Source organism: Clostridium amazonense (assembly GCF_056431285.1).
This window is the reverse complement of sequence record NZ_JBWKMH010000010.1, coordinates 13,419-36,841: the sequence shown is the minus strand read 5'-3', so window position 1 is coordinate 36,841 and position 23,423 is coordinate 13,419. Positions and strand designations below refer to the sequence as shown.

General features: G+C 32.3%; 35 protein-coding genes, 1 tRNA gene and 1 other annotated feature. Of the genes, 1 reads left to right on the top strand and 35 read right to left on the bottom strand.

Going from position 1 to position 23,423, the window contains the following annotated elements; genetic code table 11:
* Positions 1 to 11: 11 nt before the first annotated feature.
* From map to AC07E4_RS04430, 35 genes are all read right to left on the bottom strand, one after another.
* On the bottom strand, positions 12 to 758 hold the full coding sequence (gene map, locus AC07E4_RS04600; protein ID WP_040327532.1) for a type I methionyl aminopeptidase: 747 nt from the start codon (positions 756 to 758) through the stop codon (positions 12 to 14).
* Positions 745 to 1,407 carry an adenylate kinase gene (locus AC07E4_RS04595; protein WP_040327531.1) on the bottom strand — a complete coding sequence of 221 codons (663 nt, stop codon included), beginning with the start codon at positions 1,405 to 1,407 and terminating at the stop codon, positions 745 to 747. Before AC07E4_RS04595 ends, map begins: the two co-directional genes overlap by 14 nt.
* Before the next feature lie 30 nt (positions 1,408 to 1,437).
* The gene (gene secY, locus AC07E4_RS04590) at positions 1,438 to 2,709 is read right to left on the bottom strand and encodes a preprotein translocase subunit SecY (protein ID WP_040327530.1); all 1,272 of its coding nucleotides are present in this window, start codon (positions 2,707 to 2,709) and stop codon (positions 1,438 to 1,440) included.
* A complete protein-coding gene (gene rplO / locus AC07E4_RS04585; protein WP_040327529.1) occupies positions 2,710 to 3,153 on the bottom strand; it encodes a 50S ribosomal protein L15 in 444 nt (147 codons plus the stop codon). It abuts the gene before it with no gap.
* A 19-nt stretch (positions 3,154 to 3,172) separates the two neighbouring features.
* Positions 3,173 to 3,352: a 50S ribosomal protein L30 gene (gene rpmD, locus AC07E4_RS04580; RefSeq protein WP_040327528.1), complete on the bottom strand. Its 180-nt coding sequence runs from the start codon at positions 3,350 to 3,352 to the stop codon at positions 3,173 to 3,175.
* An 11-nt stretch (positions 3,353 to 3,363) separates the two neighbouring features.
* Entirely contained in the window at positions 3,364 to 3,861 is a 498-nt protein-coding gene (rpsE, locus tag AC07E4_RS04575; protein WP_478215822.1) for a 30S ribosomal protein S5, read from the bottom strand.
* A 24-nt stretch (positions 3,862 to 3,885) separates the two neighbouring features.
* A complete protein-coding gene (gene rplR / locus AC07E4_RS04570; RefSeq protein ID WP_478215821.1) occupies positions 3,886 to 4,248 on the bottom strand; it encodes a 50S ribosomal protein L18 in 363 nt (120 codons plus the stop codon).
* 25 nt (positions 4,249 to 4,273) lie between these two features.
* The gene (rplF, locus tag AC07E4_RS04565; protein WP_478215820.1) at positions 4,274 to 4,813 is read right to left on the bottom strand and encodes a 50S ribosomal protein L6; all 540 of its coding nucleotides are present in this window, start codon (positions 4,811 to 4,813) and stop codon (positions 4,274 to 4,276) included.
* A gap of 22 nt (positions 4,814 to 4,835) precedes the next feature.
* On the bottom strand, positions 4,836 to 5,234 hold the full coding sequence (gene rpsH / locus AC07E4_RS04560) for a 30S ribosomal protein S8 (RefSeq protein WP_040327524.1): 399 nt from the start codon (positions 5,232 to 5,234) through the stop codon (positions 4,836 to 4,838).
* 32 nt (positions 5,235 to 5,266) lie between these two features.
* Complete coding sequence (locus tag AC07E4_RS04555; protein ID WP_040327523.1) at positions 5,267 to 5,452, bottom strand: type Z 30S ribosomal protein S14; 186 nt, start codon at positions 5,450 to 5,452, stop codon at positions 5,267 to 5,269.
* A 15-nt stretch (positions 5,453 to 5,467) separates the two neighbouring features.
* Positions 5,468 to 6,010, bottom strand: a complete 543-nt coding sequence (gene rplE / locus AC07E4_RS04550; RefSeq protein ID WP_040327522.1) for a 50S ribosomal protein L5 — start codon at positions 6,008 to 6,010, stop codon at positions 5,468 to 5,470.
* 23 nt (positions 6,011 to 6,033) lie between these two features.
* Positions 6,034 to 6,348, bottom strand: coding sequence for a 50S ribosomal protein L24 (rplX, locus tag AC07E4_RS04545; protein WP_040327521.1), 315 nt, complete (start codon positions 6,346 to 6,348; stop codon positions 6,034 to 6,036).
* A 17-nt stretch (positions 6,349 to 6,365) separates the two neighbouring features.
* Positions 6,366 to 6,734: a 50S ribosomal protein L14 gene (rplN, locus tag AC07E4_RS04540; protein ID WP_040327520.1), complete on the bottom strand. Its 369-nt coding sequence runs from the start codon at positions 6,732 to 6,734 to the stop codon at positions 6,366 to 6,368.
* 23 nt (positions 6,735 to 6,757) lie between these two features.
* Positions 6,758 to 7,012, bottom strand: a complete 255-nt coding sequence (rpsQ, locus tag AC07E4_RS04535) for a 30S ribosomal protein S17 (RefSeq protein ID WP_040327519.1) — start codon at positions 7,010 to 7,012, stop codon at positions 6,758 to 6,760.
* 29 nt (positions 7,013 to 7,041) lie between these two features.
* Positions 7,042 to 7,254: a 50S ribosomal protein L29 gene (gene rpmC, locus AC07E4_RS04530; RefSeq protein ID WP_040327518.1), complete on the bottom strand. Its 213-nt coding sequence runs from the start codon at positions 7,252 to 7,254 to the stop codon at positions 7,042 to 7,044.
* The gene (gene rplP / locus AC07E4_RS04525) at positions 7,244 to 7,687 is read right to left on the bottom strand and encodes a 50S ribosomal protein L16 (RefSeq protein ID WP_040327517.1); all 444 of its coding nucleotides are present in this window, start codon (positions 7,685 to 7,687) and stop codon (positions 7,244 to 7,246) included. The genes rpmC and rplP overlap by 11 nt, the downstream gene beginning before the upstream one ends.
* A 26-nt stretch (positions 7,688 to 7,713) precedes the next feature.
* Positions 7,714 to 8,379 (bottom strand): 30S ribosomal protein S3, encoded by a 666-nt coding sequence (gene rpsC, locus AC07E4_RS04520; protein WP_040327516.1) that lies wholly within the window; start codon positions 8,377 to 8,379, stop codon positions 7,714 to 7,716.
* Between the two features lie 16 nt (positions 8,380 to 8,395).
* Positions 8,396 to 8,731 (bottom strand): 50S ribosomal protein L22, encoded by a 336-nt coding sequence (gene rplV, locus AC07E4_RS04515; RefSeq protein WP_040327515.1) that lies wholly within the window; start codon positions 8,729 to 8,731, stop codon positions 8,396 to 8,398.
* 22 nt (positions 8,732 to 8,753) lie between these two features.
* Complete coding sequence (gene rpsS / locus AC07E4_RS04510; RefSeq protein ID WP_040327514.1) at positions 8,754 to 9,035, bottom strand: 30S ribosomal protein S19; 282 nt, start codon at positions 9,033 to 9,035, stop codon at positions 8,754 to 8,756.
* A 65-nt stretch (positions 9,036 to 9,100) separates the two neighbouring features.
* Entirely contained in the window at positions 9,101 to 9,934 is an 834-nt protein-coding gene (gene rplB / locus AC07E4_RS04505; RefSeq protein WP_040327513.1) for a 50S ribosomal protein L2, read from the bottom strand.
* Between the two features lie 56 nt (positions 9,935 to 9,990).
* Positions 9,991 to 10,287: a 50S ribosomal protein L23 gene (gene rplW / locus AC07E4_RS04500; protein ID WP_040327512.1), complete on the bottom strand. Its 297-nt coding sequence runs from the start codon at positions 10,285 to 10,287 to the stop codon at positions 9,991 to 9,993.
* Positions 10,287 to 10,907: a 50S ribosomal protein L4 gene (gene rplD, locus AC07E4_RS04495; RefSeq protein ID WP_040327511.1), complete on the bottom strand. Its 621-nt coding sequence runs from the start codon at positions 10,905 to 10,907 to the stop codon at positions 10,287 to 10,289. Before rplD ends, rplW begins: the two co-directional genes overlap by 1 nt.
* Positions 10,908 to 10,924: 17 nt before the next feature.
* On the bottom strand, positions 10,925 to 11,551 hold the full coding sequence (rplC, locus tag AC07E4_RS04490; RefSeq protein WP_040327510.1) for a 50S ribosomal protein L3: 627 nt from the start codon (positions 11,549 to 11,551) through the stop codon (positions 10,925 to 10,927).
* 106 nt (positions 11,552 to 11,657) lie between these two features.
* Positions 11,658 to 11,966 carry a 30S ribosomal protein S10 gene (gene rpsJ, locus AC07E4_RS04485; protein WP_040327509.1) on the bottom strand — a complete coding sequence of 103 codons (309 nt, stop codon included), beginning with the start codon at positions 11,964 to 11,966 and terminating at the stop codon, positions 11,658 to 11,660.
* A gap of 414 nt (positions 11,967 to 12,380) precedes the next feature.
* Complete coding sequence (gene tuf / locus AC07E4_RS04480; RefSeq protein WP_478215819.1) at positions 12,381 to 13,574, bottom strand: elongation factor Tu; 1,194 nt, start codon at positions 13,572 to 13,574, stop codon at positions 12,381 to 12,383.
* Positions 13,575 to 13,655: 81 nt separating this feature from the next.
* Positions 13,656 to 13,731 (bottom strand) — tRNA-Thr (locus tag AC07E4_RS04475).
* Between the two features lie 90 nt (positions 13,732 to 13,821).
* Complete coding sequence (gene sigH / locus AC07E4_RS04470) at positions 13,822 to 14,472, bottom strand: RNA polymerase sporulation sigma factor SigH (protein WP_430829116.1); 651 nt, start codon at positions 14,470 to 14,472, stop codon at positions 13,822 to 13,824.
* Positions 14,473 to 14,537: 65 nt separating this feature from the next.
* The gene (locus tag AC07E4_RS04465) at positions 14,538 to 15,047 is read right to left on the bottom strand and encodes an NYN domain-containing protein (RefSeq protein WP_034438543.1); all 510 of its coding nucleotides are present in this window, start codon (positions 15,045 to 15,047) and stop codon (positions 14,538 to 14,540) included.
* Between the two features lie 15 nt (positions 15,048 to 15,062).
* Positions 15,063 to 15,863 carry a 23S rRNA (guanosine(2251)-2'-O)-methyltransferase RlmB gene (rlmB, locus tag AC07E4_RS04460; RefSeq protein ID WP_478215818.1) on the bottom strand — a complete coding sequence of 267 codons (801 nt, stop codon included), beginning with the start codon at positions 15,861 to 15,863 and terminating at the stop codon, positions 15,063 to 15,065.
* Positions 15,864 to 15,881: 18 nt separating this feature from the next.
* Positions 15,882 to 16,685: an FAD-dependent thymidylate synthase gene (gene thyX / locus AC07E4_RS04455; protein ID WP_101541659.1), complete on the bottom strand. Its 804-nt coding sequence runs from the start codon at positions 16,683 to 16,685 to the stop codon at positions 15,882 to 15,884.
* Positions 16,672 to 17,103, bottom strand: coding sequence for a Mini-ribonuclease 3 (locus tag AC07E4_RS04450; protein ID WP_034438537.1), 432 nt, complete (start codon positions 17,101 to 17,103; stop codon positions 16,672 to 16,674). Before AC07E4_RS04450 ends, thyX begins: the two co-directional genes overlap by 14 nt.
* Positions 17,104 to 17,365: 262 nt before the next feature.
* A complete protein-coding gene (gene ilvA, locus AC07E4_RS04445; protein ID WP_034438539.1) occupies positions 17,366 to 18,580 on the bottom strand; it encodes a threonine ammonia-lyase in 1,215 nt (404 codons plus the stop codon).
* A 258-nt stretch (positions 18,581 to 18,838) separates the two neighbouring features.
* Entirely contained in the window at positions 18,839 to 20,542 is a 1,704-nt protein-coding gene (locus tag AC07E4_RS04440; protein WP_034438535.1) for a proline--tRNA ligase, read from the bottom strand.
* Positions 20,543 to 20,649: 107 nt separating this feature from the next.
* Positions 20,650 to 20,828, bottom strand: a binding site (T-box leader).
* An 81-nt stretch (positions 20,829 to 20,909) separates the two neighbouring features.
* Positions 20,910 to 21,596: a 2-C-methyl-D-erythritol 4-phosphate cytidylyltransferase gene (ispD, locus tag AC07E4_RS04435; RefSeq protein WP_034438533.1), complete on the bottom strand. Its 687-nt coding sequence runs from the start codon at positions 21,594 to 21,596 to the stop codon at positions 20,910 to 20,912.
* Between the two features lie 7 nt (positions 21,597 to 21,603).
* Positions 21,604 to 22,701, bottom strand: coding sequence for a PIN/TRAM domain-containing protein (locus AC07E4_RS04430; protein WP_034438531.1), 1,098 nt, complete (start codon positions 22,699 to 22,701; stop codon positions 21,604 to 21,606).
* Between the two features lie 306 nt (positions 22,702 to 23,007).
* On the opposite strand from AC07E4_RS04430, the gene AC07E4_RS04425 reads away from it, so the two are divergent.
* A complete protein-coding gene (locus AC07E4_RS04425; RefSeq protein WP_034438529.1) occupies positions 23,008 to 23,412 on the top strand; it encodes a nucleoside triphosphate pyrophosphohydrolase family protein in 405 nt (134 codons plus the stop codon).
* The last annotated feature ends 11 nt before the right edge of the window (positions 23,413 to 23,423 follow it).

The following is a 23,423-nucleotide window of genomic DNA, read 5'->3' as shown; positions in this document are numbered from 1 at the left end:
ATTTCACCTCATTAGCTTAAAGTTAGTATTTCAGGACCATTATCTAAAATTGCAACAGTATTTTCATAGTGAGCAGATAATTTTCCATCACGAGTAACTACTGTCCAACCGTCCGATTTTACTTTAACATTATGTGTACCAATATTTATCATAGGTTCGATTGCTATAACCATTCCATGATTTAATTTAGGACCTCTTCCAGCAGTACCGTAATTAGGAACCTGCGGATCTTCATGCATTGATCTACCAATACCATGACCTACAAAATCCCTAACCACAGAATATCCAGATTCTTCTGCATACTTTTGTATCGCAGCAGAAATATCTGTTAATCTATTTCCTACCAAAGCTTTTTCAACACCTTGAAAAAAACTTTCTTTAGTAACTGCAATTAATTGCTCTGCTTCTTTAGATACATTTCCTACTGGAAATGTTCTAGCAGCATCGCCGTGAAATCCATTTAGAATTGCTCCACAATCTATGCTGATGATGTCACCTTCATTTAATACTCTATTTCTAGGTATTCCATGAATAACTTCATCATTTATTGATGCGCATATTGAAGCCGGAAATCCACCGTAACCTTTAAAGGAAGGTGTTGCACCCTGTTTTAATATAAACTCTTCAGCTAATTTATCTATTTCTGCAGTTGTTATTCCTGGCTTTATTACCGCTTCAATCATTGCAAGTGTATCAGCAACTACCTTGCCCGCACTTTTCATAAATTCAATTTCCATATCACTTTTAATTATTATCACTATTTATCGCTCCTAAGATACCATTGATATTCTTAAAAACATCATCAATAGCTTGCGTTCCATCAACTACTGATAAAAGACTTTGCTCTTTATAGTAATCTATAAGAGGTTGAGTTTGAGCCTCATATACTGCTAAACGATCTTTAACAGTTGATTCATTGTCGTCAGCTCTTTGTATAACCTCTGAGCCACAAGTGTCACATTTTCCTTCAACCTTTGTTGGATTGAATTTTATATGATAACTTGCTCCGCAATTTGGACAAACTCTTCTTCCTGTCATTCTATCAATTATAAAGTCTTTTGGAACATCTATTAATAGTGCTGTGTCAAGTTTTTCACCTTTTGAATTCAAAAATTCTTTTAGTGCTTCTGCTTGACTTACAGTTCTAGGATAACCATCAAGTAAGAAACCATTTTTACAGTCCTCTTGTTGTAATCTATCTTGTACTATATCTATGGTTAATTTGTCAGGAACTAATAATCCCTTGTCAATATAACTCTTAGCTTCGATTCCTAAAGGAGTTTTTTCAGAAATATTCTTTCTAAATATATCTCCTGTTGATATATGTGGTATGGAGTATTGGTTACTCATTGATTTCGCTTGTGTTCCTTTTCCGGCTCCCGGAGGACCTAATAAGATGATTTTCACTAGCATCAACTCCAAATTTAAATTTCTTATCTATTTAAGAAATCCTTGGTAATGTCTTATAGTTAGTTGAGACTCTAATTGTTTCATAGTGTCTAATGCTACACCAACTATAATTAATAAAGTCGTGCCTTGTACAGACATTCCTTTAAATTTAGTATATCCCTCTAATACTATTGGGAATAGAGCTATGATAGTTACAAATCCTCCACCAAGCATAGATATTCTAGTCAAAACTTTCTCTAAGAAAACCTCAGTTGGTTTTCCTGGTCTTATACCTGGAATAAATCCTGCTGATTTGTGCATATTCTCTGCCATTTCATCAGGTTTAAATGTAACTATGGTATAGAACCATGAGAAGAATAGTATCAAAATAGCGTACGCAATCATGTATCTAACAGTCCCGCTTTTGAATATACTCCAAGGACTCTTTGTTACAAAATCTGCGAATGCAGACTGTGGCCAAATTTTTGCTATTGTTGCAGGGAATTGCATCACTGACATAGCAAAAATTATTGCCATAACTCCTGCTGTATTTAAACTGAATGGAATATGTGTTGATTGTCCTTTAAACACCTTATTTCCAACAGCTTTTCCTGCATATTGAACAGGTATTCTACGTTCCGCTAAAGTTATTACTATAACTGCTAATAATAAAGCTAAAGCTATTACTACAAATATTATAACCTCTACTAAACTAACTTCTCCTGCCTTCTTTAATCCAGCAATCTTATATGCAGTCGTCGGAAATGTTGAAATAATATTTACAAATATTATAATTGATACACCATTTCCAATTCCGTGAACTTGTATTTGTTCTCCAAGCCAAACTAATAAAGTTGTTCCTGCTGTTGTGGTTAGAATTATTATAAATAATTCCTTAGATCCAGTACTAGTTAAATTTCCACTTATTAAAGCATACATGGCAAATCCTTGTAGCACTGCAAATGCAACAGCCAATAATCTTGTGTAATTCTGTATCTTTTGTCTTCCTTCTTGGCCTTCCTTAGAAAGTTGTTCTAATTGCGGAATTGCTATAGTAAGAAGCTGAATTATTATAGATGCATTTATGTAAGGTGTTACACCAGAAGCAAATATACTAAATTGACTTAATGCACCACCTGACAACATATCATAGAAAGTAAGTAGATTTCCAGTATCAGTAAGGCTTGCTATTTTAGAAGCATCTACTCCTGGAACTGGTATATATATACCCATTCTAAATACTATTACTATGAATATAGTAAACAGCATTCTCTTTCTAAGTTCTGGAACTTTCCAAGCATTTCGTAGGGTTGATAACATCTATATCACCTCAACTTTTCCTCCAGCGGCTTCTATTTTTTCTGCTGCAGCTTTAGAAACTTTGTGTGCTTTTATTGTTAAGCTCTTTTCTAAGCTACCATTTCCTAATATTTTTACACCATCGTATAGTTTTTTAACTATTCCTTTTTCAACTAATACTTCTGGTGTTACTTCTGTACCATTTTCGAAGATATTTAATCTATCAACATTTATGCAAGCATACTCCTTAGCAAATATGTTTGTAAATCCTCTTTTTGGTAATCTTCTGTATAGAGGCATTTGTCCTCCCTCAAATCCTGGTCTTACTCCACCACCTGATCTTGAGTTTTGTCCGTTTTGTCCTCTTGCAGCTGTTTTACCCCAGCCTGAACCTGTTCCTCTTCCTACTCTTTTTTTAGAAGATTTTTTAGCTCCTGCTGCAGGTCTTAACTCATGAAGTTTCATAGTTTACACCTCCTTGTTATTAAGCTTCTTCAACTTTTAGTAGGTAACTTACTTTGTTTACCATACCTTTTATTTGAGGAGTTTCCTCGTGCTCAACAGTTTTTCCGATTTTCTTTAATCCTAATGCATTAACAGTAGCTATGTGCTCTTTTTTTCTTCCTATTAAGCTTTTTGTTAATGTTATCTTAATTTTAGCCAAGGTTATCCCTCCTATCCTAAAATTTCCTCAACAGTTTTGCCTCTTAACTTCGCAACTTGTTCTGCTGTTCTTAAGTTAGCTAATCCGTTGATAGTAGCATTTATCATATTTCTTGGGTTGTTTGATCCTAAAGATTTGGCTCTAACATCTTTTAATCCTGCAAGCTCAAGCACGGCTCTTGCTGGACCTCCAGCGATAACTCCTGTACCTTCAGCTGCTGGCATTATGTGCACTAATCCAGTGCCAAATTTTCCATCTATAGTGTGAGGAACTGTAGTTCCATCTAATTCAACTTTAACAAGGTGTTTTTTAGCATCTTCAATGCCTTTTCTTATTGCTTCTGGTATCTCTATTGATTTTCCAGTACCAACTCCGATGTGTCCGTTCTCATCTCCAACTACTACAAGAGCACTGAATCTGAAATTTCTTCCACCTTTAACAACCTTAGCAACTCTGTTTATATTAACAACTTTTTCTTTAAGATCTAGTGTGCTAGGATCTATTTTCATGAATTTCCCTCCTTCTTTATTAAATTAGAATTGAAGACCTGCTTCTCTAGCGCCTTCTGCAAGAACTTGTATTCTTCCGTGATATACGTATCCGCCTCTATCAAATACAACTTCTTTTATTCCTTTTTCTAAAGCTCTTTTAGCTACAATTTCTCCAACTGCTTTAGCAGATTCTTTATTACTTCCAACTTTTAAAGCAAAATCTTTATCTAAGCTTGAAGCTGAAACTAAAGTTCTGCCAGTTACGTCGTCTATTATTTGAGCGTATATGTTCTTAGAACTTCTGTAAACCGCTAATCTTGGTCTTTCAGTTGTTCCAGATATTTTCTTACGAACTCTTAAGTGACGAGCTTCTCTTGATAGCTTTCTGTCAACTTTTTTGAACATTGTATTCACTCCTTCCTAGTTTATGTTATTTACCAGTTTTACCTTCCTTACGTCTGATAACTTCACCAACATATTTAATACCTTTTCCTTTGTAAGGTTCAGGTTTTCTCCATGATCTTATATCAGCGGCAACTGCTCCAACTTTTTCTTTATCAATACCTTTAACGTTGATTGTGTTAGCATCTGGAGTTTCAAAAGTTACTCCTTCTAATGCTTCAACTTCAACTGGATGTGAGAATCCAAGGTTAAGATTTAATTTGTTTCCTTTTAATGTTGCTCTGTATCCAACACCAACTAATTGTAGAGTTTTAGTGTAACCTTCTGTTACTCCTACTACCATATTATTTATTAATGCTCTTGTTAATCCATGAAGAGCTCTATGTTCTTTTACATCGCTTGGTCTTGTAACAACGATTGAATTTTCTTCGATAGCTATGTTCATATCTTTACACACTGCTTTTGTTAATTCTCCCTTAGGTCCTTTAACAACAACAACGTTCTCTGGTGATACAGTAACTGTTACACCAGCAGGTATAGCTATTGGAAGTCTTCCTACTCTTGACATACTTGCACCTCCTGTTCTTAAACTACCAGATATAGCAGATTACTTCTCCACCTAATCCTTGTTTTCTTGCTTCTTTGTCTGTTAATATTCCTTTTGATGTAGATATTATTGCTACACCTAATCCATTTAATACCTTTGGAATATCCTCTTGTTTAGAATAAACTCTTAAACCAGGTTTAGATATTCTCTTAAGTCCTGTTATTACTCTTTCTTTGTTTTGACCATATTTCATTGTAAGTCTTAACATTTTTACAGAACCATCTTGATATTCTTCTATATTTTTAAGATATCCTTCTTGAAGCATTATGTTTGCGATTGCCTTCTTTATGTTTGAAGAAGGAACTTCTAATATTTCATGTCTAACAACATTTGCATTTCTAATACGTGTTAGCAAATCTGCGATAGGGTCAGTCATAACCATGTAATTTGCCTCCTTTCATATACTGTGTTATATTACCAACTTGCCTTCTTACATCCAGGAATTTCTCCTTTATATGCAAGTTCTCTGAAACAGATACGGCATATACCAAATTTCTTTAATACAGAGTGTGGTCTTCCACATAGTCTGCATCTAGTATAAGCTCTAGTTGAATATTTAGGCTCTTGTTTCCATTTTTCTATTAAAGCTTTACGTGCCATCTTATTCCCTCCTTATTATTGAGCAAATGGCATTCCAAGGAATCTTAATAATTCTCTTGCTTCCTCGTCTGTCTTTGCACTAGTAACGAATATTATATCCATACCTCTTACTTTATCAATTTTATCATATTCTACTTCAGGGAATATTAATTGCTCTTTTACTCCTAAAGCATAGTTACCTCTTCCATCAAAAGATTTTGAAGGAACTCCTCTGAAGTCTCTAACTCTAGGTAAAGCAATATTGATTAATTTATCAGCAAACTCATACATTTTTTCTCTTCTTAATGTAACTTTGCATCCTATAGGCATGTTCTCTCTTATTTTAAAGTTAGCAACTGAGTTCTTAGCTCTAGTTAAAACTGCTTTTTGTCCAGTTACTAATTCCATATCTGAAACTGCAGATTCTAAAACTTTAGAATTGTCTTTAGCTTCGCCAACTCCCATGTTTACTACTATTTTTTCAAGCTTTGGTACTTCCATGATGTTTTTGTATCCGAACTTCTCCATCATAGCTTGAACTACTTCATTATTATATTTCTCTTGTAGTCTTGCAACCATTAGTTAAACCCTCCTTTCAAAAACTAAAATGTTTCTCCGCACTTTTTGCACTCTCTTACTTTAGTGCCATCTTCTAATATTTTATTGCTTATTCTAGTAACAGATTTACATTTGTTGCAGTATAGCATAACTTTTGAACTATTTATAGCTCCTTCAACGTGAACTATTCCACCTTGCATGTTTTGTCTATTTGGTTTTTGGTGCTTAGTTACAACGTTAACGTCTTTAACTACAACTTTTCCAGTTTTAGGATAAACCGCTAAAACCTCTCCAGTTTTTCCTTTATCTTTACCAGAAATAACCATTACAGTGTCTTTCTTTCTAACGTGAACCTTCATTACAGCTACCTCCTATCTTATAGAACTTCAGGTGCTAGTGATAAAATTTTGTTAAATTCTTTATCTCTTAGCTCCCTAGCAACAGGTCCGAAGATACGAGTTCCTCTTGGATTTTTATCTTCTTTTATTATAACAGCTGCATTTTCATCAAATCTGATATATGAACCGTCTGCTCTTCTTAAACCTTTAACTGATCTAACAATAACTGCCTTTACTACGTCACCTTTTTTAACAACTCCACCTGGTGTTGCACTTTTAACGCTAGCAACAATTATATCTCCGATGTTTCCCCATTTTCTCTTGGATCCACCTAGTACTCTTATACACATTATCTCTTTAGCACCAGAGTTATCTGCTACTTTTAATAATGTTTGTTGTTGTATCATGAAAAATACCTCCTTTCAGTCAACTATTTAGCTCTCTCAGTAATTTGAACAAGTCTCCATCTTTTATCTTTAGATAATGGTCTTGTTTCCATTATTTGTACTGTATCGTTAATTCTTGCGTCATTATTTTCATCATGAACTTTAAATTTAGTAGTTCTATTAACTGTTTTTCCGTATAATGGATGTCTTACTTTTGTTTCAACTGCAACAACTATAGTCTTATCCATTTTATCAGAAACAACTTTTCCTATTCTAGTTTTTCTTAATCCTCTTTCCACAAGATAAACCTCCTTTCAGTCTTTCAGTTTTACTGTTCGATCGCCCTTAATTCTTCTTCTCTAAGGATGGTTTTAATTTGGGCTATAGATTTTTTAACCTGTTTTATTCTCATTGGGTTTTCTAACTGACCTGTAGCTAACTGAAATCTAAGGTTAAATAATTCAGATTTTAAATCATTTAATTTTACTTGTAAATCTTGAGGAGTACTTTGTCTCAACTCTTTTAATTCATTAGCCTTCATTGATTTCACCACCCATTTCCTCAAAATCTTTTCTTGTTACAAATTTAGTTTTTACTGGTAATTTGTGTGATGCAAGTCTCATTGCTTCTCTTGCAGCCTCTTCAGAAACTCCAGCTATTTCAAATAACACTCTGCCTGGTTTTACTACTGCTACCCAGTACTCTGGTGATCCTTTACCAGAACCCATACGTGTTTCAGCAGGTTTCTCAGTTACAGGTTTGTCAGGGAAGATTTTTATCCAAACCTTTCCTCCTCTTCTTACGTATCTATTGATAGCTATTCTGGCAGACTCAATTTGATTGCTTGTTATCCAACCACATTCAGTTGCTTGTAAAGCATAATCTCCGTAAGCAATGAAGTTACCTCTTGTAGCTTTTCCCTTCATTCTACCACGTTGAACCTTACGATGTTTAACTCTTTTAGGCATTAACATGTCATATTCCTCCTTCCTGAACGTTATTAAGCGTTAACTTCTTCCTTCTCTACTTTTTTTGTTGGAAGAACTTCTCCTTTATAAACCCAAACTTTAACTCCGATTTTTCCGTATGTTGTATCTGCTTCAGCAAATCCATAATCGATATCAGCTCTTAAAGTTTGTAGTGGAATTGTTCCTTCATGATATTGCTCTGTTCTAGCGATATCAGCTCCACCTAGTCTTCCAGAACAAGCTGTTTTAACTCCCTTAACATTTAATTTCATAGCTCTTTGAATTGTTTGTTTCATAGCTCTTCTGAAAGATATTCTCTTTTCTAGTTGAGCAGCTACGTTTTCAGCCATTAATTGAGCGTTACATTCTGGTGACTTAACTTCAACGATGTTGATTAACACATTGTTTGTTACAACAAGGTTTTTAAGTCCTTTTTTTAATTCTTCTATACCTTGACCGCCTTTTCCTATAACCATACCTGGTTTAGCAGTATGTATATTTATTTTAACTCTTTTTGCAGCTCTTTCAATTTCTATTTTAGAAATTCCAGCAGTAAAAAGTTTTTTCTTAAGATATTCTCTTATTTGATTATCTTCAACTAAATTGTCAGCAAACTTAGTTCCTTCAGCGAACCATTTAGCGTTCCAATCTTTGATTACACCAACTCTTAAGCCGTGTGGATGTACTTTTTGTCCCACTATATATCCCTCCTTCTTATTCTCTTTCTTTAACTACTAGAGTTATATGGCTAGTTTTCTTGTTTATTCTAAATGCTCTTCCTTGTGCATGTGGTCTGAATCTTTTTAAAGTTGGACCTTGACCAGTGTGAGCATTAGCAACATATAGTCTATTTCTATCTAAACTTAAATTGTTTTCTGCGTTTGCTACTGCTGATTTTAAAACTTTGTATACAACTTCAGCAGCATCTTTTGGAGTATATTGTAATATAGCAAAAGCTTCATTTACATTTTTTCCTCTTATTAAATCAAGAACTATTCCAATTTTCATTGGAGACATTCTTACATATTTAGCTATAGCTTTAGCTTCCATTTCTGTGTCCTCCTTTCTCGAACTATCTTACTTTACTTGATTTTGTTTTATCAATATGACCTTTGAAAGTTCTAGTTAAAGCGAATTCTCCTAATTTGTGTCCCACCATATCTTCTTGAACATATACTGGAACATGTTTTCTTCCGTCATGAACCGCGATAGTGTGGCCTATCATTTGAGGGAAGATTGTTGAACTTCTTGACCAAGTTTTAACAACTTTCTTTTCTCCGTTTTGGTTCATTTCTTCAATTTTCTTTAATAATGACTCTTTTATATAAGGTCCTTTTTTAATAGATCTGCCCATTTATAAAGTCCTCCCTTCATATAACATACTCGTAACTTAGAAGAGAATAAAATATTCTCTCCCTATTACTTACCGTTTCTTCTCTTAACAATAAACTTATCAGAGTATTTTTTAGTTTTTCTTGTTTTATATCCAAGAGCTGGTTTACCCCATGGTGTCATTGGATTTGCGTGTCCTACTGGACATTTACCTTCTCCACCACCGTGTGGGTGATCGTTAGGGTTCATTACAGATCCTCTTACTGTTGGTCTGATTCCCATGTGTCTTTTTCTACCAGCTTTACCTATCTTAACTATTTCGTTAGTTAAGTTAGAAACTGTTCCAATTGTAGCTCTGCAGTTAACTCTTACGTATCTAACTTCTCCACTTGGAAGTCTTACTTGAGCATATTCGCCTTCTTTAGCCATTAATTGAGCTGAAGAACCTGCTGATCTTACTAATTGTGCTCCTTTTCCTATTTGTAATTCTATGTTGTGAATTACTGTACCAACTGGTATGTTAGCTATAGGTAAAGTGTTACCAACTTTGATATCCGCTTCTGGTCCAGATACTATTGTATCTCCAACTTTTAATCCAACTGGAGCGATTATGTATCTCTTCTCTCCATCTGCATATACAACTAATGCTATATAAGCTGTTCTGTTTGGATCGTACTCAATTGATAAAACCTTAGCTGGGATATTATCTTTATTTCTTTTAAAGTCGATTAATCTGTATTTTTGTTTTGCTCCACCACCGTGGTGACGAACAGTTATTTTACCTTGTGCATTTCTACCACCGTTTTTCTTTTTGCTTACAAGAAGTGACTTTTCTGGCACATTTGTAGTTATTTCTTCAAATGTTGACATTGTCATATTTCTTCTTGAAGGAGTGGTAGGGTTAAATTTCTTAACTGCCATTAGGTTTCCCTCCTTTTTTATCGCTTATCTGGTATCATACCAATAAATGCTTTTAATTACATTCCTTCAAAGAATTCTATAGTCTTACTATCTTCTGCTAGTGTAACTATTGCTTTTTTGAAGTCAGCTCTCTTACCAACATGTACTCCAACTCTCTTAGTTTTTCCTAAGTTTCTTATTGTAGCTACATTGTCAACTTTTACTCCTGCAAAAACTTCTTCTATAGCTTTTTTGATTTGGAATTTGTTAGCGTGTATGTCAACGATGAAAGTGTATTTTCTGTCAGCCATTGCTGCCATACTTTTTTCAGTTATAACAGGTTTTCTGATTATATCATGGCTAGTCATTTTCATTATGCATACACCTCCTCAATCTTAGATACAGCATCTTTAGTTACCATGAATGTTTCATATTTTAATATGTCATAAACATTTATGTTGTTTACTGGTAACACAGCTACCCCTGGTATATTTCTAGCTGATTTGTAAACATTGTTTTCAGTATCAGCTACTACTATTAAAGTCTTTTTAGCTTCAAATGCATTTAAAACTTTGATCATCTCTTTAGTTTTTGGTGCATCAAATGCTAAACTTTCTAATACTATCATTTCATTTTCAGCAACTTTTGAAGATAAAGCTGATTTCATAGCTGTTCTTCTCATGCTTTTTGGAATTGATACTCTGTAAGATCTTGGTTTTGGTGCAAATACGATACCACCATGTATCCATTGTGGAGCTCTTATTGAACCTTGTCTTGCTCTACCAGTTCCTTTTTGTCTCCAAGGTTTGATTCCTCCGCCTCTAACTTCTGCTCTAGTTTTAGCGCTTTGAGTTCCTTGTCTTTTATTAGCTAATTGAGCTAATACTACTTGGTGCATTGATTCTGCGCTTATTTCAGCAGCAAATACACTTTCATTTAATTGGATATCTCCAACTTCTTTTCCTTCTTTATTAAAAACTTTTATTGTAGGCATTCTGCATCCTCCTTTCCTTAAGCTTTAACAGCGTCTCTTATTACTACAAGACCTTTGTTTGGTCCTGGTATTCCGCCTTTTATTAAGATTATGTTTTTCTCAGGTATTACTCTTACTACTTCTAAGTTTAATACTGTTGTGTTAACACTACCCATATGTCCAGGCATTTTTTTGTTTTTGAATGTTCTTGAAGGATCTGATGATGCTCCCATTGAACCTACTGCTCTGTGGAATTTAGAACCGTGGCTCATTGGTCCTCTGTGGAAGTTCCATCTTTTGATTACGCCTTGGAATCCTTTTCCTTTAGATACTCCAGAAACATCTATTTTGTCTCCTGCTGCAAAAACGTCAGCTTTTATTTCAGCTCCAACTTCTAAGTTAGAATCTTCTAATTTAAATTCTTTTATATGTCTTTTAACAGCAACTCCAGCTTTGTCAAATTGACCTTTTGTTGGCTTGTTAACTAATTTTTCTCTTATATCTCCAAAAGCAACCTTAACTGCTTCATATCCGTCAGTTTCTACTGTTTTCTTTTGAATTACTACGCATGGACCAGCTTCTACAACTGTTACTGGAACTACTTTTCTATTTTCATCAAATATTTGAGTCATTCCTAATTTTCTACCCATTATAGCTTTTTTCATTTAATACACCTCCTACTTATTAGCGGACCACATAGTGATCATAATAGTTAGTAATAGTTATCTATTACCCGTACAAATAAAGTGTTTCACAATATGTACGTTTTTACTATAGTTTTATTTCTATGTCTACACCTGCTGGTAAATCTAATCTCATTAAGGCATCAACAGTTTTTGGTGATGGGCTTAATATATCGATTAATCTTTTGTGTGTTCTTATTTCGAACTGTTCTCTAGAATCTTTGTATTTGTGAACTGCTCTTAATACTGTTATTACATCTTTTTCAGTTGGTAGTGGTACTGGACCAGCTACTTTAGCTCCTGTAGATTTAGCAGTTTCAACTATTCTCTCAGCTGATTGATCTAATATTGTGTGATCAAATGCTTTTAATCTGATTCTTATTTTTTGTTTTGACATTGTTTTCCCTCCTTTTCATCGCACGCTATACTTCTTACGCGCAACAGCGGATGTTCTGTAAACTGTACCGGGTGTTGCACCGTCTTTTAGACAATGCCTCGAACAGTAAAACTCCGTCGCCCAATTCATGATCAGGCATGCTCGGTGAAGAATTCCCCGGAAGTCCGGCAACCTCTTACCTCATCGCTGTTACCACTTTGCAACTTCTACATTATATCGTATTTAAGTTGCATTTACAAGTATTTTTTTAAATTTTATTTAATAGTTTTTATTACTAATTTTTAGTATACTAATAATTATTTTTTTTATTAATTAAGGAGAAGGGCGTCCCCTTCTCCTTAAAACCTAGGTATTATATTATCATGTATACACTCTTAAGTCAATTTTTTTTGACTTGAAATTATTGGTGTTATATTACTCTATTATAGAAGTAACAACTCCTGAACCTACTGTTCTTCCACCTTCTCTGATCGCGAATCTTAATCCCTCATCCATTGCTACTTGAGTTATTAATTCAACGTTCATGTCGATGTGATCTCCTGGCATTACCATTTCCATTCCTTCTGGTAATTTGATTGATCCTGTTACGTCAGTTGTTCTGAAGTAGAATTGTGGTCTGTATCCATCGAAGAATGGAGTGTGTCTTCCACCCTCTTCTTTTTTAAGTACGTATACTTGACCTACGAATTTTTTGTGTGGGTGTACTGAACCTGGTTTAGCTAGTACTTGACCTCTTTCGATGTCTGTTCTTTGTATTCCTCTTAATAATGCTCCGATGTTATCTCCAGCTTCTGCTTGATCAAGAAGTTTTCTGAACATCTCTACTCCTGTACATACAGTTTTTCTTTTCTCTTCGCTTAATCCAACGATTTCGATTTCTTCTCCAACTTTTAGAATTCCAGTTTCAACTCTTCCTGTTGCAACTGTTCCTCTTCCTGTTATTGTGAATACGTCCTCTACAGGCATTAAGAATGGTCTATCTGTTGCTCTTTCTGGTGTTGGAATATAGCTATCTATTTCCGCCATTAAGTTCATGATACATTCTGTTGCTGCTTCATCTGTTGGGTTTTCTAATGCTTTTAATGCTGATCCTGTTACTATTGGAATATCATCTCCTGGGAAGTCATATTCGCTTAATAACTCTCTTACTTCCATTTCTACTAATTCTAGTAATTCTGGATCGTCTACCATATCTGCTTTGTTTAAGAATACTACTATGTATTGTACTCCAACTCTTGATGCTAGTAGTATGTGCTCTCTTGTTTGAGGCATTGGACCATCTGCTGCTGATACAACTAAGATAGCTCCATCCATTTGTGCAGCTCCTGTTATCATGTTCTTAACATAGTCTGCGTGTCCTGGACAATCAACGTGTGCATAGTGTCTTGTATCTGTTTCATACTCAACGTGTGATGTATTGATTGTGATTCCTCTTTCTTTTTCTTCTGGTGCTTTATCTATTGCTGAATAATCAAACGCTTCTGCATAACCTTTGTTTGCTAGTACTGTTGTGATTGCAGCTGTTAATGTTGTTTTACCGTGGTCTACGTGTCCTATTGTTCCAATATTAACGTGGGGTTTAGTTCTTTCAAATTTTTCCTTTGCCATTTCTAATTCCTCCTTTTAATCTTTTATTGATAATATTTCTTCTATAAACTCATCCTGGTGTGTTGCTATCCTTAACGAGTTTGGAGCCCATAATCGGGATTGAACCGGTGACCTCCACCTTACCAAGGTGACGCTCTACCTACTGAGCTATATGGGCATTTATTCTTAATATTTTCAATAATTTCTTTTTAAATTTGCTGTATATCAGTTATTGATTATACAATATTCATATGCTGTTGTCAATCAGTCATCTTCTTTTATTCAAACATTTTTCTAACTTTCTTTTTACTCTTTGAAGAGCATTATCTATAGACTTAGCTTGCCTATCTAAATCGCATGCAATTTCTTGATAAGACTTGCCATCCAAGTATGACATTAGAACTTCCATTTCCAACTCTGACAACACTTCGCCTATTTCATTTTCTATATTTTCTATTTCTTCCTTACTTATAACCAATTCTTCTGGATCAGATATTTTAACACCTGAAATTATATCCATAAGTGTTCTTTCTGATTCTTCATCATATATAGGTTTATTTAGAGAGATATATGTGTTTAAAGGTATATGTTTTTGTCTTGTTGCAGTTTTAACCGCCGTTATAATCTGCCTTGTCACACACAATTCAGCAAATGCTTTAAAAGATGATAGTTTATCCTCTCTAAAATCTCTTATAGATTTAAATAGACCAATCATCCCTTCTTGATATATATCTTCCCTATCTGCTCCTATTAAAAAGTATGACTTAGCTTTGCCTCTTACAAAATTTTCATATTTTGATAACAAATACTCCAATGCTTGTTTATCCCCATTTCTAGCTAATTCCACTACTTCTTCATCAGTTTTTCCTGAAAATTGAGATTTAATTCCTTCTTCACAACCCCTTTTCTCCAACAGCATCCCCTCCAAAACAAATATGACCTCAAATTGAATTATACATTATTATCCAGTTGTGTCAAGTTTGATTATTTTCCACGTCTCATCTTCTCAAAAATCTCTAGAATGTCATTATCTAACATATCAGAAAATAAATTTCTATTTTCAGAATAATTTTTTTCATACTTTTTATTAATTTTTTTATCTATGTCAGTTACCTGATGATAGAATTCCAAAGAAGACACTCTATTAGCACCTCTTTGAAATGTAATTTGTTGTTCTATCGAATCAGACGTAACTACATATACTTCAAATTTTTTTCCTATCATATTCACTTTCTTTTCTATATACATATCGGCTGTTTCGCCCTCTTTAGTGAATATTACTGTAACCTTATCTCTTTTTTCTTTTTTCTCACATGCTCCTTTAACTAAATGCGCGTCATAAACAATTTCTATTTTGCACCCACAAAACGCTGCATAATTAAGCATTATATCAAGTAGTTTCGCCCTAGCCGATTCATAGCTATAGTCTTTAATATTTCTAAGTTCTGGCCAACTATTTATTACATTATATCCATCAACAAATATTCTTTTCACGTTTAACAACAAAAACTATTTTAGTTTTTGCTTTAACACCTCGTACATTAACATTCCGCCAGCAACAGAGGCATTTAAAGAAGTTATTTTACCAACCATAGGAATTTTAATTAATACATCACATTTTTCCTTTGTTAATTTTGATATTCCTCTTCCTTCACTACCTATTACTAATGCTACAGCTCCACTAAAATCAACATTGTAACAAACTTCACCTGACATATCTGCACCATAAACCCAAAGGCCTAATTCTTTTAATTCATCTATTGTACTATTTATATTAGTTACTTTTGCAATCCTCATGTGTTCAGTTGCTCCAGCTGAAGTTTTGTAAACCGTTGGTGTTACCCCTACATTTTTCCTCTTAGGTATTATTATACCATGTGCTCCACAAACTTCTGCCGTTCTTATTATTGAACCAAAATTATGAGGATCTTCTATTTCATCTAAAATTATAATAAAAGGCTTTTCATCTTTTGATTTTGCATAATCAATAATATCTTTCACTTCAAAGTAATTATAAGGCGTTACCTTTGCAATTACACCTTGATGAGAACCAGTTAATGACATATCATCAAGTTTTGCTTTTTCTACATTTTTTACAACTATTCCCTTTTCTTTTGCAAGTCCTAATACTACATTTATAGAACCTTTCATTTCTCCCTTAGCAACTAATATTTGCTCTACAGTTCTATCTGATTTTAATGCTTCAATTACAGCATTTCTTCCCTCTATTATATCTTCTCTCATTACATCTTTTACAATTTGCTTTTTTGAAATGTTTTTTTCTATATTTTTTCTTTTTTCTTTACCCATAAGATAACCTCTTTCGTTTTAAAATTTACTGTATTTTTCCTTTATTATTTTTATATTTCCACATGTCATTGTTCCTTCTGGACATGCTCCCTTTAAACAAGATGGCCCAGCATATTTAAATATAGTTGGTGCTACTTTTTTAACTTCTTTAAGCATTAAATCAGCCATTTGTCTTATTTCCCATTGCGCTCTCTCACAACATCTATGTGCAAAAAAGTTCATTAGAGTCCTTGCATTCATAGTAACCATTATTTTAGTTTCACAAGCATTAGGGAATACATACCTTGCATCTTCTATAGCTCTTTTTTCACAATCTCTTTTAAATGCTTTTTTTACTTTTTCATCTATTTCATTTACATTGTTAATATTATTGTCATTCATATAATTTTCAATCTTGTTGTTAAAACTTTCATTAAATAATATTTCTACAATTTTATCATAGTCTTCTTGATCTTTTTTCATTGCCTCAGTAAATATTTTCTTTGCTTCTTCATTATTTTCTATACTAGGAGGTGTTATGTACTCAAATGCATTTAATTTTACATATCTTTGACTTTGCTGAGAATAAGAAGCTAATCTATGTCTAACTAATTGATGAGTTAACGTTCTTGAAACTCCCTCTATTGCAAATGTAAAGCTTATATGCTCAATTGTCGAAAAATGTCCATAACTCATAAGCATATTTACAAATTTCTCAGTTTTTTCACCATCTAATCCTTCTAATATTTCATCTACTCCAACTTGGCTATAACATAATTTTGCTGATGCTGCTACAACCTTCTCTGGATTAGGTGTATGTTCTATTAATTTAACTTTCAACATTTTTATCTTCACCTTCCTCGTTAAGTACTTTACCTAATAGAAAGTTTAATCTTTCTTCTTTATTATTTAAGTAAAGATATCCTACTAATGCTTCAAAGCCTGTTGCCCATTTATATTCAACTACATCACTATTTTTGGGTGTATGTGATTTTGTATTTCTACCTCTTTTAAATATAGCCATTTCATCATCTTCTAAATCATCGATAATTAGCTTCATATATTTACACTGAGATGTAGCCTTTACATAACCCACAGTTTTATTATGTAACTTATTTACGTTCATCCCCCTATGTTTGGATGTTAAGTATGTTCTTACAACAACTTCATAAACAGCATCTCCTATCAATGCCAAAACTAAAGGATTTAATTGAGTAATCTCTTCTTTTGAGAATTTATTCTTTATTAAGTCAAATTCCATATTACACTCCTCATTCTAAATTACTATTTTCCATAATTATTTAAATTATATCTTTTATAATAAGATTTTTGTTATTATTTGAATTTTTAATTCTTAATTTTATGTATATACTTCTAACTTTACACAATTAATTTCTATATTATAAGCTTAACAAAAAAAAATCTTTTTTCAATATAAAATAATTATGAGAACATAATTATTTTATTATAAGACAAAAGCGATTACATTAAAAATGTAATCGCTTTTAACTTATATCAAAATTCTATTTTCTTGAATCTTCGAATGAATATCCTTTTGCTCCTAATGATTTTCTTATCATATTAGCATGTTCTTTTGATTCAGTTTCTATTTCTATTTCTATGTTAGAATAGTCTAATCCTTTTGGATTCCAGTTTCTATCATGTTTAACTTTAGAAACGTTTCCACCTAAATCAGCTATATCAGAAATTAATGTTCCTAATTGTCCTATTTTATCCTTTATTTCAAATTGAATGCTTATTCTTCTTTCATTTAATACTAATTGTCTGTCGATGATTTTTGCAACTGTAGCTATATCGATGTTTCCACCACTAACAACTGCAACAACTTTTTCTCCAGCATTTTTTATCTTTCCAGATAATAACGCTGCTAATGGAGTAGCTCCAGCACCTTCTGCAACAACTTTATTTCTTTCAACTAGTGAAAATATTGCATTTGCTATTTCATCTTCAGTAACTGTAACTATTTCATCTACATATTTTTTAATAACTTCAAATGTTTTAGTTCCTGGTGTTTTAACTGATATACCATCTGCTAATGATTTTGATCCATTAACTGTAACTATTTCACCTTTTTCAAGTGATGCTTTACTTGATGCTATTACTTCTGCTTGAACACCGATTATTTTTACTTCTGGTTTTATTGCTTTAGCAGCAACAGCTATTCCAGAAATAATTCCACCTCCACCGATTGGTACTATTATAGTATCAACTTCTGGTAAATCTTCTAATATTTCAAGTGCAATTGTTCCTTGTCCTGCCATTACATATTCATCATCGAATGGGTGTAAGAATGTAGCACCTGTTTCTTTTTGTACTTCTACAGCTTTTGCATAACAATCATCATAAACTTCCCCGTGTTGTATAACTGTAGCACCATAGTTCTTAGTTGCTTGAACTTTTGCAAGTGGTGCAGTTACTGGCATACAGATTGTTGATTTTATTCCGAATGCTGTAGCAGCATAAGCAACTCCTTGAGCATGATTTCCTGCTGATGAAGCAACAACTCCTCTTGCTCTTTCTTCATCAGTTAAAGATGCAACCTTATTGTATGCTCCTCTTAACTTGAAAGAACCAGTTTTTTGTTTATTTTCACATTTTAAATATACTTCGTATCCTGTTTGTTTAGAAAATGTTGAAGAAACGAATAATGGAGTTCTTCTTGCTACTCCCTTTAAATTTTCTTGCGCTTTTTTTACGTCAGCTAATGTTATCATGATAATTCTCTCCTTCTTTATCACATTATTTGTAATTCTTTGAAACTTATTATATATTGTTGCTTAAAAAACTTATTATCATACCACTAACACATTCCTGACAATTAAACCCTAATATTTTTTATGTTCATAAAGTTAAGTAAATTTTATATGTACCTATTTATTTAACATGTAAAGATTCACTTTTTTGCTTTCGTAAATCTTTACATGTCTATTATAAAATAATTTGAACAGTTGTTCAAATTATTTTTTTATTTTATTTTAATTTTTTTTATTAATTTCTTTGGAAACTCTTTCTATGACCTCTGATAACTTAATTTCTTCTAATTCTCCATTATTTCTAAGCTTAAATTCTACAATTCCATCTTCTATTTTTTTACCTACAGTAATTCTCATTGGTATTCCTATAAGTTCTGAATCCTTAAACTTAACTCCAACTCTTTCATTTCTGTCATCTAGAAGAGCTTGTATTCCTAACCCTCTTAATTTATCATATAATTCTTCTGCAGCTTTAACTTGTGCTTCATTTTTCATAACTGCTGGAACTACAACTACATGATATGGAGCAATTTCCATTGGCCATACTATTCCATTTTCATCGTGATGTTGTTCTATTATAGCTGCCATAGTTCTATTTATACCTATACCATAACATCCCATAATAAGTGGTTTATTTTTTCCGTCTTCATCTATAAAATTAGCATTCATTGATTCTGAATATTTAGTTCCTAATTTAAAGATGTGTCCAACTTCAACTCCTCTAGCGATAGTTATTTCTTTACCGCATTTTGGGCATTTATCTTCGATAGTTATTTTTCTAAAATCTCCAACTATACCATTGAAGTCTTTGTTAAAATTAACGTTTTCAAAATGATAATCAGTTTCGTTAGCACCAACTACGAAGTTATACATTTTTGTAACTTCTTCATCTATGAAAAGTTTATCCACTTTTATTCCTATTGGTCCTGCAAAACCAACTTGTGCATTAGTCGCTTTCATAACTTCTTCGCTATCACACATTCTGAATTCTACCACACCACCTAATGCGTTTGCAACTTTTATTTCATTCATTTCTCTGTCGCCTCTTATCATTATGGCTACTATTTTATCATCAGCCTTAACAAGAAGTGTTTTTGCTAGCTTTTTCTTATCTATTTTCAATGAAGATACTAATTCATCTATAGTTTTTATATTTGGAGTGTGTATTTTGTTTAATTCCTTCATTTCTTCTTTTGCCATTTCTTCTGGAATTGCTGGAGCTTTCTCTACATTAGCTGCATAATTACAACAAGTACAGAATACTAATTCATCTTCTCCAACTTCTGATTTAACCATAAATTCAGCTGAACCAGATCCGCCCATTGCTCCTGAATCTGCTTCTACAGGACTAAAATCTAATTTACATCTATTGAATATATTGTGATATGCATCATACATTTTGTTATATGAAATATCTAAACCTTCTTCATTTCTATCAAAAGAATATGCATCTTTCATAACAAACTCTCTTGATCTCATAACTCCAAATCTTGGTCTTCTTTCATCTCTATATTTAGTTTGAATTTGATATAGATTTATTGGTAATTGTTTATATGATTTAATTTCATTTCTTGCAAAATCAGTGAATATTTCCTCATGTGTTGGTCCAAGACAAAATTCTCTCTCATTTCTATCCTGTAACCTAAACATTTCTTCACCCATTACATCCCATCTTCCTGACTCTTTCCAAAGTTCAGATGGTAATAATGCAGAACATAAAAATTCTTGCGCACCAGCATTATCCATTTCTTCTCTAACTATATTTTCAACATTTTTTAATACTCTTAAGCCTATTGGAAGATAGTTATATACTCCTGATGCTAACTTTCTCATCATTCCTGCTCTAAGCATTAACTGATGACTTAATATTTCTGCTTCTGCTGGAACTTCTCTTAAAGTTCCTAAAAACATATTTGATAATTTCATATTGCCACTCTCCTTCATATTTTTTCCAATATATGTGCAAAATTAAAATTTACATACACATATTGCTATTTTACAATTAAATTTAAACAATAAAAAAACTCGCCCTGTTTTAGGGCGAGTTATATCGCGGTACCACCTAAATTTGTACTCTAATAATTTATAACGGTATATATACCGGTAGTTTTTATCTACAGCTCAGAAGTAGGTTCAAAATTGTTGAAAATCTTTCAGCCTAGAATTTTCTCTCTGTATAGTAATTTCTACTAGTCTTCATCATCGCACTCTTTACTATAATATTTTTCGAATTAAAATGAATATACCACATTTACATTTTTTCTGTCAAGAGAACTACTATGTCTTTAAATAATCATTTTAAAGTATTAATAAACTTTTCTGCCATAATCAAATCTTCTGGTGTTGTTATCTTTATGTTATTGTAACTACCATCATATAGATATACTTTATTGCCGTAACTTTCAACAACCATAGTGTCATCCGTTACAATCTTATTATCATTTTCAACCTTTTTATGACACTGTAATATTAAATCATATTTAAATCCTTGCGGAGTTTGCACTGCAAATAAATTTTCTCTCTTAGGTGTGCTTAAACTAAAACTACTATCATCTCTAATTTTTATAGTATCCTTAGGCAATACACCACATGCAGTTGCCCCATAAATATTTGCATATTTAATACAATTATTTATTATATCATCTGATACAAAAGGTCTTGCTCCGTCATGTATAAGTACTATATCAGTATCATCCATAGATTTTAATCCATTTAGAACTGAGTTTTGTCTTTCTTTTCCACCCTCTATTATTTTAAGAACTTTTTTAAAACTGTATTTTTCTACTATTTGCGCTTTACAGTAACTAATTTCTTCTTTAGATGCAACTAGTACTATTTCATCAATAGAATCATTGTTTTCAAAAGCCTTTATTGTGTAATATAAGATTGGTTTATTCATTATTTCGATAAATTGTTTATTTTTATTAGCTCCCATTCTTTTACCTTTTCCAGCAGCTAATATTATAACACTAATTTTCATATGAAATTTAAGCTCCTAATTTAGTTTTTGCAAAAATCATTCTTCCTGCTGATGTTTGAAGTACAGATGTAACAGTTACAGATATATTTTCACCAATGTGACCTCTTCCATCTTCAACAACAATCATAGTTCCATCATCTAAATATGCAAGGCCTTGTCCTGCCTCTTTTCCATCCTTAACTATTTGTATTTTCATATCTTCTCCCGGTAATACAACCGGTTTAATAGCATTTGCAAGTTCATTTATATTTAAAACAGGTACACCTTGAAATTCTGCAACTTTATTAAGGTTATAATCATTTGTAATTACTTTTCCATTTAATACTTGTGCCAATTTCAATAGCTTGGTATCAACTTCAGGTATTTCTTTGAAATCCCCTTCCCAAATTTGAACTTTTATACTTAATTCTTTTTGAATTTTATTTAATATGTCTAAACCTCTTCGTCCTCTATTTCTTTTTAAACCATCACCTGAATCAGCTATATGTCTTAATTCGTCTAATACAAAATTTGGTATAACCAAAGTACCTTCTATAAATCCAGTTTGACAAAGATCAAATATTCTACCGTCAATTATTACAGAAGTATCTAAAACTTTAGCTGTTCCTTTTGGTATATTTTTTGTTTTTCCTTCTTTAGTAGTTGATGGTCTTTTAAAATTTGAAAACATTGCAAGTATATCATCTTTCTTTCTTACAGCAACATCTGCACATACTACAACAAATACTAAAGTCATAATAAATGTTACTATTGTCGATAAAGCTGATGCTGTTTTTACTAAACTTGAAAGCAATGATGCTACTATGAGACCTAAAACTCCTCCAATTATTCCTAAAACCATATCTGCAGTAGGTAGCTTTTGTATTCTTTTCTCTAAATAATCAATTGATTTAATGATTAATTTAGTGACATAAGAAGATATAAAATAAAATAATACCATAAACAATAATATAGAAAATATAATAACTAAAATTGATTTTACAGATGACCCTGTATTTATACCTACCTTTGATAGTAGATTAGAATCTACTGTTATTTTGCCAATTATATAGCCTAGGCTACCTCCCCCTAAAGTTATAAGCAAACGTAATATTCTTTTTAACAAGCTATTCACCTCCTATTTAATTATTGACAAAATTTAATAATAATATCCATTTATAATAATATATATTATTAAATCTATTATTTCAATAAATTATCTTGTTATTTATTAATTATTATATTATACCACTAAATTCCTATAAATTTTGATATAAAATTTTATATATTACATGTTTTTAACATTGTTAAAATGTTACTTTTATGACCCCCTATCATTTTCTTTTTTCCTGATATATTATATAGACATTCCATCTATTGTTTTATTTTTTAACTGAAATATATTTTTGTTTTCATAAGGAGTTGAAAGATAATGAAAGATTTAATTGTTGACGAATTTCAAAATTGTGTTGATGAATGTTTATTGAGACATAAAAGCATTCTAGATATTCTTACTAAATTAGATGAGTCTCAATCTAGAATTAATAGATCTGTCGTTAAATGTGTTACATCATGTGGTTGTTTACAGGTTGAAGCTAGCAAACAATCACTACCGGAAAATTTAGATGATGCTTTATATGACTGCTTATCAGAGTCATATAGTAATCATATAGTTGGTGAGCCATGTTCTAATTGTAAAGATGTGTTGGAGAAAGAACTCGGCAATCACTTATTTTACTTGGCTTCCATTTGTAATTCTTTAGATTTGAATTTATATGATATTTTATTAAAAGAATATAAAAATATATCTACTCTTGGAAAGTACACATTGAAATAATAATTATATAG

Coding starts and splice junctions, on each gene's coding strand:
- rplE (WP_040327522.1), bottom strand. CDS start 6,010: ATGGTTGCAAGACTACAAGAGAAATATAATAATGAAGTAGTTCAAGCT.
- rpmC (WP_040327518.1), bottom strand. CDS start 7,254: ATGAAGGCTAATGAATTAAAAGAGTTGAGACAAAGTACTCCTCAAGAT.
- thyX (WP_101541659.1), bottom strand. CDS start 16,685: ATGTTGAAAGTTAAATTAATAGAACATACACCTAATCCAGAGAAGGTT.
- rpsS (WP_040327514.1), bottom strand. CDS start 9,035: ATGGGCAGATCTATTAAAAAAGGACCTTATATAAAAGAGTCATTATTA.
- rplW (WP_040327512.1), bottom strand. CDS start 10,287: ATGAAAATGACTAGCCATGATATAATCAGAAAACCTGTTATAACTGAA.
- AC07E4_RS04555 (WP_040327523.1), bottom strand. CDS start 5,452: ATGGCACGTAAAGCTTTAATAGAAAAATGGAAACAAGAGCCTAAATAT.
- rplB (WP_040327513.1), bottom strand. CDS start 9,934: ATGGCAGTTAAGAAATTTAACCCTACCACTCCTTCAAGAAGAAATATG.
- ispD (WP_034438533.1), bottom strand. CDS start 21,596: ATGAAAATTAGTGTTATAATATTAGCTGCTGGAAAAGGTAAAAGAATG.
- rpsE (WP_478215822.1), bottom strand. CDS start 3,861: ATGAAAATAGATCCTAGCACACTAGATCTTAAAGAAAAAGTTGTTAAT.
- tuf (WP_478215819.1), bottom strand. CDS start 13,574: ATGGCAAAGGAAAAATTTGAAAGAACTAAACCCCACGTTAATATTGGA.
- rplF (WP_478215820.1), bottom strand. CDS start 4,813: ATGTCAAGAGTAGGAAGACTTCCAATAGCTATACCTGCTGGTGTAACA.
- rplX (WP_040327521.1), bottom strand. CDS start 6,348: ATGAAGGTTCACGTTAGAAAGAAAGACACTGTAATGGTTATTTCTGGT.
- sigH (WP_430829116.1), bottom strand. CDS start 14,472: ATGCTGTTGGAGAAAAGGGGTTGTGAAGAAGGAATTAAATCTCAATTT.
- rplN (WP_040327520.1), bottom strand. CDS start 6,734: ATGATACAACAACAAACATTATTAAAAGTAGCAGATAACTCTGGTGCT.
- AC07E4_RS04440 (WP_034438535.1), bottom strand. CDS start 20,542: ATGAAATTATCAAATATGTTTTTAGGAACTTTAAGAGAAGTTCCAGCA.
- AC07E4_RS04425 (WP_034438529.1), top strand. CDS start 23,008: ATGAAAGATTTAATTGTTGACGAATTTCAAAATTGTGTTGATGAATGT.
- rpsJ (WP_040327509.1), bottom strand. CDS start 11,966: ATGTCAAAACAAAAAATAAGAATCAGATTAAAAGCATTTGATCACACA.
- rpsH (WP_040327524.1), bottom strand. CDS start 5,234: ATGGTTATGACTGACCCTATCGCAGATTTGCTAACACGTATTAGAAAT.
- AC07E4_RS04450 (WP_034438537.1), bottom strand. CDS start 17,103: ATGGAATTTGACTTAATAAAGAATAAATTCTCAAAAGAAGAGATTACT.
- rplO (WP_040327529.1), bottom strand. CDS start 3,153: ATGAAACTTCATGAGTTAAGACCTGCAGCAGGAGCTAAAAAATCTTCT.
- rplD (WP_040327511.1), bottom strand. CDS start 10,907: ATGCCTACAATAAAAGTTTTTAATAAAGAAGGAAAAGAAGTTGGAGAT.
- rplC (WP_040327510.1), bottom strand. CDS start 11,551: ATGAAAAAAGCTATAATGGGTAGAAAATTAGGAATGACTCAAATATTT.
- rplP (WP_040327517.1), bottom strand. CDS start 7,687: ATGTTAATGCCTAAAAGAGTTAAACATCGTAAGGTTCAACGTGGTAGA.
- rplV (WP_040327515.1), bottom strand. CDS start 8,731: ATGGAAGCTAAAGCTATAGCTAAATATGTAAGAATGTCTCCAATGAAA.
- rlmB (WP_478215818.1), bottom strand. CDS start 15,863: ATGGGTAAAGAAAAAAGAAAAAATATAGAAAAAAACATTTCAAAAAAG.
- secY (WP_040327530.1), bottom strand. CDS start 2,709: ATGTTATCAACCCTACGAAATGCTTGGAAAGTTCCAGAACTTAGAAAG.
- rplR (WP_478215821.1), bottom strand. CDS start 4,248: ATGTTCAAAAAAGTTGACAGAAAGCTATCAAGAGAAGCTCGTCACTTA.